Annotated in this window: 10 protein-coding genes and 1 tRNA gene; 4 read left to right on the top strand and 7 right to left on the bottom strand. The window is 73.1% G+C overall.

Going from position 1 to position 12,240, the window contains the following annotated elements; all coding sequences use genetic code 11:
- Positions 1-340 precede the first annotated feature (340 nt).
- The 3 genes from ACYBSK_RS04410 to ACYBSK_RS04420 all read left to right on the top strand — a co-directional run bounded on the left by ACYBSK_RS04410 (position 341) and on the right by ACYBSK_RS04420 (position 3,209).
- Positions 341-1,150 carry a maleate cis-trans isomerase family protein gene (locus ACYBSK_RS04410; RefSeq protein ID WP_457475498.1) on the top strand — a complete coding sequence of 270 codons (810 nt, stop codon included), beginning with the start codon at positions 341-343 and terminating at the stop codon, positions 1,148-1,150.
- Between the two features lie 3 nt (positions 1,151-1,153).
- Positions 1,154-1,885: a maleate cis-trans isomerase family protein gene (locus ACYBSK_RS04415; RefSeq protein ID WP_460245230.1), complete on the top strand. Its 732-nt coding sequence runs from the start codon at positions 1,154-1,156 to the stop codon at positions 1,883-1,885.
- 244 nt (positions 1,886-2,129) lie between these two features.
- On the top strand, positions 2,130-3,209 hold the full coding sequence (locus ACYBSK_RS04420) for an LLM class flavin-dependent oxidoreductase (protein WP_460245231.1): 1,080 nt from the start codon (positions 2,130-2,132) through the stop codon (positions 3,207-3,209).
- Between the two features lie 28 nt (positions 3,210-3,237).
- Here ACYBSK_RS04420 and ACYBSK_RS04425 read toward each other — a convergent pair whose 3' ends face one another.
- Positions 3,238-5,064: a putative bifunctional diguanylate cyclase/phosphodiesterase gene (locus tag ACYBSK_RS04425; RefSeq protein ID WP_460245232.1), complete on the bottom strand. Its 1,827-nt coding sequence runs from the start codon at positions 5,062-5,064 to the stop codon at positions 3,238-3,240.
- A gap of 306 nt (positions 5,065-5,370) precedes the next feature.
- Here ACYBSK_RS04425 and ACYBSK_RS04430 point away from each other — a divergent pair, with 306 nt between their 5' ends.
- Positions 5,371-6,645, top strand: coding sequence for a M6 family metalloprotease domain-containing protein (locus ACYBSK_RS04430; RefSeq protein ID WP_460245233.1), 1,275 nt, complete (start codon positions 5,371-5,373; stop codon positions 6,643-6,645).
- A gap of 193 nt (positions 6,646-6,838) precedes the next feature.
- Here the strand turns inward: ACYBSK_RS04430 and ACYBSK_RS04435 are convergent.
- The 6 genes from ACYBSK_RS04435 to ACYBSK_RS04460 form a co-directional block, all read right to left on the bottom strand.
- Positions 6,839-6,912 (bottom strand) — tRNA-Lys (locus ACYBSK_RS04435).
- Positions 6,903-7,541 carry a bifunctional DNA primase/polymerase gene (locus ACYBSK_RS04440; protein ID WP_460245234.1) on the bottom strand — a complete coding sequence of 213 codons (639 nt, stop codon included), beginning with the start codon at positions 7,539-7,541 and terminating at the stop codon, positions 6,903-6,905. Before ACYBSK_RS04440 ends, ACYBSK_RS04435 begins: the two co-directional genes overlap by 10 nt.
- Before the next feature lie 157 nt (positions 7,542-7,698).
- Positions 7,699-8,049 carry a hypothetical protein gene (locus ACYBSK_RS04445; RefSeq protein ID WP_457475504.1) on the bottom strand — a complete coding sequence of 117 codons (351 nt, stop codon included), beginning with the start codon at positions 8,047-8,049 and terminating at the stop codon, positions 7,699-7,701.
- 94 nt (positions 8,050-8,143) lie between these two features.
- The gene (locus ACYBSK_RS04450) at positions 8,144-9,478 is read right to left on the bottom strand and encodes an AAA domain-containing protein (protein ID WP_460245235.1); all 1,335 of its coding nucleotides are present in this window, start codon (positions 9,476-9,478) and stop codon (positions 8,144-8,146) included.
- The gene (locus tag ACYBSK_RS04455; RefSeq protein ID WP_457475506.1) at positions 9,475-11,067 is read right to left on the bottom strand and encodes a hypothetical protein; all 1,593 of its coding nucleotides are present in this window, start codon (positions 11,065-11,067) and stop codon (positions 9,475-9,477) included. The genes ACYBSK_RS04450 and ACYBSK_RS04455 overlap by 4 nt, the downstream gene beginning before the upstream one ends.
- A gap of 106 nt (positions 11,068-11,173) precedes the next feature.
- Complete coding sequence (locus tag ACYBSK_RS04460) at positions 11,174-12,238, bottom strand: hypothetical protein (RefSeq protein ID WP_457481652.1); 1,065 nt, start codon at positions 12,236-12,238, stop codon at positions 11,174-11,176.
- Between the last annotated feature and the right edge of the window lie 2 nt (positions 12,239-12,240).

The raw sequence follows: 12,240 nt of genomic DNA on the forward strand, positions 1-12,240 counted from the left end.
GCCGATCCGTCGCCGAGCACCTACCCAGGTTCACCTCTTCGGGCACGGATCGTCGGGCACGGACATCGCGGGGAAACCGTCCGGCAACGAAGGTCGGCTTTCCTGTTCGCGAGAAGTCGGTAACAGGCAGCGGTTTCAGGAACTCCGTAAAGATCACAGGCACCTGCTGACATGTGCGGATTGACCCCGCAGGCACCGGAACCTACCGTCGACAACAGAGGTACTTCACCAGGGTTCCTGCACCTGATTTCGCGCTGTGTCGCTGTCCCGACGTCCCGGCGGTTCGCCGGCTCATTCACCACACCGGCATTGATCAGTCAGCTGAACATGGGGCCTGCTCATGGACGTCTCATTCCTGGGGGGACCGCAGCCGCAGCGCGGTGTGGGTGTCGTCGCCCCCTTCGACTTCGCCCTCGACCGTGAACTGTGGCGGTGGGTTCCCGACCATGTCTCCCTCCACTTCACCCGCACGCCGTTCGTGCCCGTCGAGGTCAGCCTCGACCTCGCGCGACTGGTCAGTGAGCACGAAACCCTCGGTGAGGCGGTGCGCGCGCTCGGCGCCGTCGAGCCGGAGGTCCTCGCGTACGCCTGTGCCTCCGGCAGCTTCGTCGGCGGGGTCGCCGGGGAGCGGGCGATGTGCGCGGCCATGGAGCGGGCCGGGGCGCTGCCCGGCCTGACCACGTCCGGGGCGCTGCTCCAGGCCCTGAACGAGCTGGGCGCGCGCCGCATCGCCCTCGTCACGCCGTACACCCGCTCGGTCACCGAGTCCCTGGAGGCGTATCTGTCCGAGGCCGGTATCACGGTCACCGGGCGGGCCTACCTCGGGCTGACCCGGCACATCTGGAAGGTGCCCTACCGGGACGTGGCGACGATGGCCAGGCAAGCGGTGTGCTCCGGGGCCGACGCCCTCTTCATCAGCTGTACGAACCTGCCCACGTACGACGTCATCCCGCAGCTGGAGGCGGAGCTGCGGGTGCCGGTGATCTCGGCCAATCAAGTCACGATGTGGGCAGCCCTCGCCCGACTGGGTACGCGTGCGGTGGGGCCGTACCAGGCGCTGCTGAATCCGGCGGCGCGGGTGTGGCCCCCGCCGGAACTCCCCCAGGACCTGCCGGGGGAGCGGCCGAAGGAACAGGAAGGGTGGACATAGGGCATGACCGCACTGGGATTTCTCTACCCCGGACACTCCGCCGAGGACGACTATCCGCGCATCGAGATGCTGATCGACAGCGATGTACGGCTGCCCGTCGTGCACACCGACATCGGTGAGGACGCGCACCGCGTCGACGCGCTGCTGAAGATGGGCGCGCCCGAGCGGCTCGCCGCGGGGGTCGAGGAGCTGCGGCTCGCCGGGGCGGAGGCGGTGATCTGGGCGTGCACGTCCGGGAGCTTCGTCTTCGGCTGGGACGGGGCGCACGAGCAGGTGCGGGGGCTGGCGGTGGCGGCGGGGCTGCCGGCGTCGAGCACGTCCTTCGCGTTCGCGCACGCGTTGCGGGAGGTGGGGGCGCGGAGGGTGGCGGTCGCCGCGACGTATCCGGAGGACGTCGCCGATCACTTCGCGACGTTCCTCAAGGCGGCCGGGGCGGAGGTGCTGAGCGTCCGGGGGAGCGGGATCATCACGGCGGCGGAGGTCGGGACGTGGGGGTGGGACGAGGTCCTCGCGATGGCGCGGGCCGGGGATCATCCGGAGGCGGACGCGGTGCTGCTGCCGGACACGGCGTTGCACACGGCGGCGTACGTGCGTGACCTGGAGGCCGAGCTCGGCAAGCCGGTCCTCACGGCGAACCAGGTCTCGGTCTGGGAGGCCCTCCGCCTGGTCGACCGCCGGGTCAACGCGCCTGCGCTGGGCGCGCTCTTCACGAAGGAACCGGTGATCCAGGCATAACGCCTCGGGGCTCCGCCCCGGACCCCGCGCCTCAAACGCCGGCGAGGCTTCAATTGCCCGGTCTCCTGCCCTGCCGCAATTGTCGGCTGGTCGCGGACGGCGCCGCATATGGAGCCCCTGCGGCGATTGAGCAGCGGGGTCCGGGGCGGAGCCCCGAGCGGTGCGGCGGCGCGGGAATAAAGTGGAGTGCGCCTCCGTTACGCCCACGCCAGCCGCACACACTCGCACGTTCGCAGGAGGACCCGTGATCCACGGCGACGCCCTCGGGACCGCCCCCACCCCCCTCTCCGTCCTCGACCTGGTCACCGTGGGAGCCGGCCGCACGGCCACCCAGGCCCTGCGCACCAGCGTCGACATCGCCCGCCTCGCGGAGAACCGGGGCTATCACCGGTACTGGGTCGCCGAGCACCACTCCATGCCCGGCGTCGCCTCCAGCAGCCCCGCCGTGATCCTCGCCCACCTCGCCGCCCACACGGGCCGCATCCGCCTCGGCTCCGGCGGCGTCATGCTCCCGAACCACGCCCCGCTCGTCATCGCGGAACAGTTCGGGACGCTGGAGGCGATGGCCCCGGGCCGCGTCGACCTCGGCCTCGGCCGCGCCCCCGGCACCGACGGCGCCACCGCCGCCGCGCTGCGCCGCTCGGACCGCCTCAACGAAGGCGCCGACGACTTCCCGCAGCAGCTCGTCGAGCTCACCCGGTTCCTCGACGACGACTTCCCCGACGGCCACCCGTACTCCCGCATCCACGCCGTCCCGGGCCCGGTCCAGGCCACCTCCCCCGGCGGAGTGCAGGACCCGAACCGCCCGCCGATCTGGCTCCTCGGCTCCTCCGGCTTCAGCGCCCGCCTGGCGGCGACGCTCGGCCTGCCGTTCGCCTTCGCGCACCACTTCTCCGCGCAGAACACGATCCCGGCGCTCGACCTGTACCGCGAGAACTTCCGCCCCTCCGCGGTGCTCTCCGAGCCGTACGCCCTCATCGGGGTCTCCACCCTCGCCACCGACGACGACGGCACCGAGGCCCGCCGCCAGGTGCTCGCCGCGGCCCTCAACATGGTCCGGCTGCGCACCGGCCGCCCCGGCCTCGTGCCGACGCCCGAGGAGGCGGAGGCGTACCAGTTCAACGAGATGGAGCGGGACTTCGTCCAGTCCTGGAACTCCAACGTCATCCACGGCACCCCCGACGAGGTCCGCTCCGGCCTCGACGACCTGCAAAAGCGCACGGGGGCCGACGAGTTGATGCTCACCGCGAACGCCCACGGCGGCGACGTCCGCCTGCGTTCCTACGAACTCATCGCGGACGCCTACGGGTTGCCGCGCGCCTGACCGCGCACCGGCGTCGGCCGGCGGCGGGTCACCGGCCCGCCGCCAGCAGCCCGGAGATGTGATCCGCCGTCACGGGCCGTGAGTAGAGCCACCCCTGACCCGTGTCGCACCCGATCCGCCGCAGCCGCTCCGCCTGCTCCGCCGTCTCCACGCACTCCGCGGTCACCGTGAGCCCGAGCCGGTGCGCCAGCTCCACGAGCGCCTCGACGATCACCGCGTCGGCCGGATCCGCCGGCGCCGACCCGTCGCCCCGGAACCCCCGCATGAACGCCCCGTCGAGCTTCAGCACGGACACCGGGAGCCGGCTGAGATACGCGAGGTTGGAGTACCCGGTGCCGAAGTCGTCGATGGCGATCCGCACCCCCATCTCGCTGAGCTCCTGGAGCGCCTGCAACGGCCGCCCGGCCGTCCCCATCACCGCGGACTCGATCAGCTCCAACTGGAGCAGCCGCGGCGGCAGTTCGGTCTCCGCCAGGATCCTCGCCACGTCCGCCACCAGGTCCGAGTCCCAGACCTGACGCACCGCCACGTTCACGCTCACGAACACCGGCTCCACCTCGGGGTGCTCCACCTGCCAGCGCCGCGCCTGCTCGCACGCGTTCCGCAGCACCCACCGCCCCAACTGCACGATGGAGCCGTCCTCTTCGGCGAGACCGATGAACCGATTCGGCGTCAGCAGGCCGAACTGCGGGTGCCGCCAGCGCACCAGCGCCTCGACGCCGCGCAGCCCGCCGTCCGCCATCTCCACCAACGGCTGGTACTCCAGGGTGAATTCACCGCGCTCGACGGCGGGCCGCAGACTCGACGACAGGGTCTGCCGCGTCATCCGGTGGGCGTTGCGCTCCGGGTCGAAGAACGTCCAGCGGGCCCGGCCGTCCGTCTTCGCCCAGTACAGCGTGGTGTCGGCGGCCTGCATCAGGGCCGTCGTACTGGTCCCGGTGACCTGCCGCTCGACCACGCCGATCGAGGCGGAGACCGATACCCGGTGACCCGAGAGGTCGAAGGGCTCCCGCAGCACGTCGAGCACCGCCCGCGCGAACTCGGCGAGCTGCTCCGCGCCCGTGGAGTCCTCGACGAGCAGCGCGAACTCGTCACCGCCGAGCCGCGCCACCAGCGGCGCGCCGGTCGCGCTCGGGGCGTGCTCCGCCCAGTGCGTGAGCCGTTCGGCCACGGCGACCAGCAGCCGGTCCCCGACCGGGTGCCCGAGGGAGTCGTTGACCGCCTTGAACCCGTCGAGGTCGAGCAGGCACAGCCCCACCCGCCCGGTCGTCCCCGGACTCACGTACGTCCCCGCCTCCAGGGCGGCGGCGACGCGCTCGAAGAACAGGGTCCGGTTGGGCAGCCGGGTCAGCGGGTCGTGCAGCTCCAGGTGGTGCAGCCGGTCCTGGAGCCCGCGGTGCGCGGTGATGTCGCTGAGCGAGAGCAGCACCGCCTCGGTGTCCGGGAGCGGCGAGACCGTGACGCGCAGCCAGACCGAGTGGCCCGAGGGGTGCTTGAGGCGCCGGGTGCGGCTGAGCCGGGCCCGCCGCCCGCGCAGGATCTCCCGGTACGCCTCCGCGGTGCGCGTGTCCGAACCCAGGTCGAGCAGCTCGTCGGCGGCGCGGCCGACCAGCTGCCCGGACTCCGCCGAGCACAGCAGCGCGTGCGCGGCGTCGTTGGCTTCGACGATCCGGCCACCGCGGTCGACCACCGCCATCGCCAGCGGGGACGACGCGAACGCGGGCCGGTAGAGGGCGTTCGGCAGGGGCGGCCGCGGCACGGGCCGCGGACGGCCACTCTCCGTGAACGAATCGTGCCGTTGGCCGGGCGGGGCGGCCCAGCGCGCGGTCGTGGGCCCTTCGGGCTGTGCGCTCACCGCTCGCTCCCGTGATGCGTCGATTGGTTGCGTGGTCTGGTGCGGCCGGGTCCCGGCAGGAAAGTGTGCCGATCATAGAGGCAGGTCGGACGGGCTATCCAGCCTGGTGGGTGCCGTGCGGGCGACCCGGAGTGCCCGACTCCGCTCCGACAGATCGTTTCTGCTCGGGCCTGCCCCGGCTTCTGTCGGGGGTGATCGGGATGCGATCGAGTGTGACGTTCTGTGATCAATCCGAGGGGGGTCGGGTCACTCGTCCGGGCCAGATAAACAGGGCGAAACATGACATAAAGCAACACTCTGGGTGGGGTGCCCCGCATTCCCGTCCCGGAGGTCGACTTGCCGCGTCCGCAGCCACTCGGGGGAGTGGCCACGTCCCGCCCCCGCGCACTCGCGGCGGGACTCACCGCCCTGGCCGCCGTCGCCGCCACCGGTCTCGTCGCGGGGCCCGCCGCGGCCGTCCCGTGGGCGGGGCCCTGTGTCCTGGAGCGCACCTCGGCCCACCACTCCGAAGGGCTGGACACCTGGAACCAGGCGTACCCGAGGCCCACGCGCCCCCTCAACGCCGTGATGGTCTTCCTGTCCTTCCCCGACGCGCCGCCCGTGACCACGCCCGAGGAGCTGGCCGCCGACTACTTCCCGGCCACCAGCCAGTTCTTCGACCGGGCCTCGTACGGGAAGTTCTCCCTGGTGCCGCACCCGCAGCGGCGGTGGACCGAGATGCCGCGGCCCTCCACCTCGTACGCCATAGAGCGCGACTGGGACGCCGGGCACCGCGGCGCGTATCTGCGCGACGCGCTCGACGCGGCGGATCCGCACACGGACTTCAGCAAGTACGACGTCGTGTACTTCGTCGCCGACCCGGACGCGCCGGGCGTCGACTCGGACGCGACGAAGGTCGTGAACTTCGACGAGCCGATGCGGGCCGACGGCACCGACATCCGCCGGATCGTCACGGTCTTCGAGCGGCACCCGCCCGACCGCAACGTCCTCGCGCACGAGACCGGCCACGTCTTCGACCTGCCCGACCTCTACCACCGGCCGACCGACGGGAAGGGCGACTGGGACACGTACGTCGGTGACTGGGACGTCATGGGCAGCCAGTTCGGGCTCTCGCCGGACTTCTTCGGGTGGCACAAGTGGAAGCTGGGGTGGCTGGACCGGCGGCAGGTGGCGTGCGTGAACCGCAGCGGCGAGACCCGGCTGACGCTCGAACCGCTGAGCGCGGGGGCGCCGTCCGGGACCGGGGGCGGCCGCAAACTCGCGGTCGTCCGGACCGGGGTCGACAGTGCGATCGCGATGGAGGTGCGGGACGGGGGCGGCAATGACGTGGCGACGTGCAGCCGGGGCGTTCTCGTGTACCGCGTGCACAGTGACGCCTCCTCCGGGGCCGGCCCCGTCGAAGTCCTCGACGCGCATCCCCGTACGGAGGCGTGCTACGGCGAGTCCGTCTACCCGCCCCTCGCCGACGCCCCCCTCACCCCCGGCGAAACCTTCACCGTCCCGGACACCGACCTCCGCGTCGAGGCGGAGGGCCGCGCGGATTCGGGTTCGTGGACGATCAAGGTCACGACGACGGGTTGACTCCGTCCATCAAGCCCCTGCGGCGCTTGAGCAGCGGGGGCCGGGGCGGGGCCCCGAGGCCGGGGCCACGTCCGCCGCCCCAAAGACGTGGGGCGCTGCCCCACACCCCGCTGCTCAATCGCCGCAGGGGCTTGATTGCCCGCCGCTCGAACGACGAAAGCCCCTCGCGGAGGCGAAGGGCTTTGACGGTGGGTGCGCCATCAGGGACTCGAACCCCGGACACGCGGATTAAGAGTCCGCTGCTCTAACCAACTGAGCTAATGGCGCCGGTTGACGTCGTAGACATTAGCACCCTGATCCGCAGCAGGAAAAATCGAAATCCGCACCGCGGCCTGCGCACTCGCCCGCGCCGCCCGCACACACGCCCACCGCAACACCTCCGGCCCCGGCAGCCAGGGTGCACGGGTGTCCGGGGCGACCACCCAGCGGGACTCGCGGAGCTGGTCGGGGCGGAGCGCGGCGCGCGCCGTGGGCGCGGGGACCGTGACCGCGTCGCCGACCCCGTGGAAGAGGAGCGGCGGCACGGCGGACCCCCACTCCTCCCACCGCAGGAGCGACGGCAGGCGCTGCGCCGTGCCCGGCGCGGCGAAGAGCAGCATGCGGCCGCGGTGCGTGGCCACGGGGCCCGAGCCCGGCCCGTCCGCCCAGAGGCGGTCTAACATCCGCCGCCCGAAGATCGCGGGCACGTTCACCACGTCGAAGACGGAGCCGCAGGGCAGGACGACCGGGGCCGTCGGCCGCGCCTCCCAGTGCGCGAGCGCGGAACGCGGGTACGCCCCCGCGGAGGCGAGCCAGGAGGCGCCCTCCGGGGTGACGTCGCATATGTCGAATCGGTCGTGCACGACGGGGGTCGGGGCCGACGGGACGTGGGGGGAGTACGGAGGCGCAGTGCTCATGCCTCATACATCTACAGGGTGTGAGGGGGCGGTTCCAAAGGGTTGTGAGAAATCGGGACAGGAGGGGGCGGGGTGGAGTATCTTGTCCGCTGGCATATGCCAAATGATCTTTACGGGCCCCCGGCCGCGTCCCCGCCGCGCCCGCGCCACGGCCCCGTTACGTGGTCCGGTCCTGGGCGCCGCGCAGCAGATCGCGGCCGAACTCCACCATCTTCTTCGCGTAGTCCTCGGTCCAGTCCGCCCGCTCCGCGATGTCCTGCGTGGTGAGGCGGTCGAAGCGGCGCGGGTCGGCGAGCTGGGCGGCGGCGACGGCCTGGAACTCCATGGACCGGTCGGCGGCGGCGCGGAACGCGTGGGTCAGTTCCGTGGCACGGGTGAGCAGCTCGCGGGGGTCGTCGATGGACTCCAGGTCGAAGAAGTGCTCCGGGTCGGCGGAGGCCTCCGCGGGTTCGAAGATCAGGGGGGCGGGTCGCAGCCGGGGCTGTGGGGTGCGGTCGGGCTCCGCCATGGTGCGGTCTCCTTTTGCCGGGTGACCCCGCGGTCGGTGCCGGGGCCGTCTTCCATTGTCCGTCCGGGCGCAAGGGGGCGCGGTCGCGGGGGCTTCACGAAGCGTGGGGGATTCGGTGGGTGGAGAGGTGGGAGAGGATCGAGTGGTTGGCCTCCCAGCCGTCGGGGAACTTCACCGTGACGCCCAGTTGCACCGGATCCGCCGACGGATGCTCGTCCAGGAGGTCCGTGACGCCCTCCCGGCACACCACCACGCACGCGTGCCGATGCCGCGAGGCCAGCACGCACAGCCGGCCCGTCTCCAAGTGGAACGCCGTCGCGTCGGGGCGCCCCGACAACGGGTGCAGCACGACGGTGACGTCGAACTCGCGGCCCTGGAGCCGGTTCGCCGTGTCCACCGTGACGTCGTGCACGTCGAGGTCCGCCAGCGCCGCCCGCACCGCCGCCGCCTGGTCGCGGTGCGCCGTGCCGACGCAGATCCGGTCCGCCGTCAGCGCGCCCTCGCCGGACTCGGAGCGCGTGACGCCCTCCCGGTCGAGCAGCCGCCGCACCACCAGGGCCACCGCCCGCACCGCCTCCGGGTCCGTACGGGGCGTGTGCGCGGCGGGGAGTTCCAGCAGGCCCCAGCCGGAGGCCGCCGCCTCGTCGATGACGCGGTCGGGGGCCGAACCGTCCGACGCCACCGTGAAGCTCAGCTCCCGGTCGCCCTCGTCGGTTCCGCTGCGGAACGGCGTGTACGGGTAGAAGGCGTCGGAGACGAGCGGTGCCGCCGAGGCCGGGAGGCGCCAGGAGACCGGGAGGCGGTGCTGCGGCAGGTCCGGGTTGTGGGCGAGCAGTGTCGACACCGCCGAGGCCGACGGGTCGTAGGACAGGCCCGCCCACTGCTCCGAGCCGACGATCGCGAACGGGTCCAACTGGCCCGGGTCGCCCACGAACAGCGCCCGCTCGAAGAGCCCGGCCACGGCGAGCAGCGCGTCGGAGCGCATCTGGTACGCCTCGTCGACGATCGCGTGCGGCCACGGCTCGACGTCCTTGACGTGCGCCCACTTCGCCGACGTCGAGACGACGACCGGCAGCGGCGCCAGGTCCCCCACCTTCGTCGACAGCCGTACGTTCGGCAGGTCCTCCAGCGACTTCTCGTACGCGTCCGGGTCGCTGCTGTGCAGACGGCCCACCGCGAGCTCGGGGTTCTTCGCGTGCAGACGCAGCACGAGGTCGTCGACCTGAGCGTTCGTCTGCGCCACGATCATCAACGGGCGGCCCGCCTCCGCCAGTTCGAGCGCGGCCCGCACCACGAGGGTGGACTTCCCGGCGCCCGGGGGCGAGTCGACGACGACGCCGCGCGCCGTGCCGTGCAGCGTGTCGCGGAGGATGGCGTCGGTGGCCAGCCCGGCCGCCGCGGAAGGGGTGAGCTCGGCGGTCGTCGTCACAGGAGGTCTTCCTTCGTCACGGTGTCGGGTGCTTCCGCGTCCGTCCTCGGCGGGCCGCCGTGCGTCCACGGCGTCTCCTCCGGGTCCGGCAGCTTGGGGCCGCCGCGCTGCTCGTGCTCGAACAGCGTCCAGCACACCCGGTCGCCCTTCTCCGGCAGCGAGCCCTCGGCCGGTTCCTTGCCTCGGCCCATCTTGTCCAGGACGCGCAGCACGACGCCCCCGCTGCCGTCCTCGTACTCCTCGTACGCCACGAACTCGGCCGTCTGCGGCTTGCCTTCGAGGGAGCGGTACACCTTCACGCCCGCGCTCAGCCGCGTGGCGTCGTCCGTGCGGAGCGTCACGAGCGGGCGGGGCCGCTTCTTGTCGTTGTACGCCGGTACGACCTCGGTCACCTCCCCGGCGAACGCCTCTCCGGCCAGCCGTCGGCCCGCCATCACCAACGGGTCGTCGAGCGCCTCCTGCGCGTCCAGGCGGGCCTGTTCGCGCTCGCGCGTCGCCAGTTTGTTCGCCGCCGTCACCGCGTCGTCGCGGCGCGGCTGCGGGGGCTCGCCCGCGGCGACCCGGTCGCGGTGGCCGGTGAACGACCAGCGGTCGCGGGTCCAGCGCTCCGCCGCGTAACCGCCCTCCGGCAGCGTGCACAGCTGGTCGAGGCCGCGCCACACCGCGTCCCAGGTGGGGCGGGTGCGGGACTCGACGAGGGCGTGGATCTCCCGCTCGGCCGCGGTCAGTTCGGCGAGCCGGGCGTCGGACTCGACGGCGTCCTCGGCGGACGCGTGACGTGTGCGGGCCTTGTCGTAGCGCTCGATCGCGGGCGCCAGCAGCTTGTTGTCGAACGCGGGGTCCGTCGCCGGGCCCGCCGGAGGGCAGCGCAGCTGGCCGTGCGCGTCGCGGTCCAGCTCGGCGCGGAGCGCCGCCTCGGCGCCGGACGAGCCCGCGGGGGCCTCGATCCACGCCAGGAGCGCGCCCAGGTGCTGGTCCTCCAGGCTCGACTGGCCGGTCGCCCAGTGCCGCGACAGCAGGTCCGTCATCGCCAGGAGCAGCGCGGAACCGGGGACCCGCGCGCGCTCGCCGAAGTGCGTGAACCAGCGGCCGAGGAGCGGGACGTGCGGGGGAGCGGGGTAGGGGGTCTCCGGGTCCTGCTCCGCGGTGCGGCGAAAGCGCATCGAGCGGCCGAGGAGGCGGACGAACTCGATGCCGGCGCGGCTCGGCACGATCAACTGCGGCGCGTCCGCGCACAGTTCGACCTCCACCTTGACCTTCTTGCCGGTCTCCGCGTCGACCTCGCTGCGCTCGGCGGCCTCCACGTCGGCGGCGTACCCGTCGATGTACGGCAGGACCTCCTCGGCCAGCTGCGTCAGGAACGCGAACCGCAGGTCGCGGTCGCGCGGCTGCGGGACGACCAGGAGACGCGGCGACGTGCGCTCCGTGCCGACGAGCGCGCCCAGCGGCGCGCCGGTCTCACCGGCCGTCGTCAGCGGTACGAGGACCAGCGGGCGCTGCGACAGGTGCCGGTGCCGCACGGTGGCGCTGCGCTGCGCCCGCCCGGTCTCGGTGGCCTCCAACCGCGCGAGATGCGCCATCAGACTCACCGACCCACCTCCCACTCAAGCCCCAGTGGTGATTGAGCCGCGGTCCACTCAAGCCCCTGCGGCGATTGAGCAGCGGGGTCCGGGGCGGAGCCCCGTGGCGTGGGGGTCAGCACGGCGTCACCCCTTCGAGCGCCTCCGCCCGGAGGGCCGCCGCCCGCCGCAACGCCGCCACCGTAGGGTCGTCCGGATCCCCCGCCTCACCCCTCGCGGCGGCCAGCACCGCCCCCACCGTGGTCAACGCCCCCAACTCGGCCCGCAACGGCCGCCCGAGCGCCGTCACCGCCCCGCCCTCCCGCGCCCGGTCCCGGCAGTGGAACGCCAGCTCGCACGCGGCCAGGCACTCCGGCGCGTACGTCGCCGGAACCGCCTCCACCGCCTCCGTCAGCTCCGCCGGAGACCGGTCGGGATCGAAGACCGTGCCCGGCGGCAGCGCCGCCGCGATGTCCTCCACCCGCGTCAGCCGCTCCAACTGCCGCTTCGTCACCGCCCGCTGCTTGCGCACGTCGACGGCCGACGCCGCCGGCAGGTTCGAGAAGTCCTTCGGGCACACGAGGACGACCCGGTCGCGGACCCGCACCTCGACGTGCGGCAGCCGCGCCGCGACCTCCTCCAGCGCCAGCACGTACACCGCCGACTGCCGGGCCGCCGCCCCCACCTTCGCCGCGTCCGCCGACCCGTCGATCATCGGGAACGATTTGATCTCGACGACCGTCCACGCGCCGTCCGGATGCACCACCACCGCGTCCGGCTCCAGGAACGCCGGGCTGCCCGCCACGTCGAGCGCCAGCATCGGATGGTCGAGGAACGTCCACGTGCCCGGCGACTCCACCGCCTCCCGCAGGGCCAGCGCCGTGCGCGCCGTCCGCCCCTCGGGCCCGATCGCCGACAGGTCGGGGGCCCGTACGAGATCCGGGGTGGGCTCGGGCGCGGCCGCGGCCTCCTCCTTGCCCAGGCACCCGTGCACCAGCTTCAGCAGCTCCGCCCCGCCGTCCGCCTTCACCCGCGCCTCGAACACATTGCCGCGCGCCAGGGCGAACTGGGACTGGCCGAACGAGGACGGCGCGCCGAGCCGGTCCGCGAGCCGCGCCTTGTCGACCCCCGCGCCGTCCAGGAGCGCCCGCCTTCGGCAGCCCGGATTCGCCGCGAGCGCCGCCAGGGCGCGGGCGTCCATCG

The organism is Streptomyces sp. BYX5S (genome assembly GCF_054724165.1).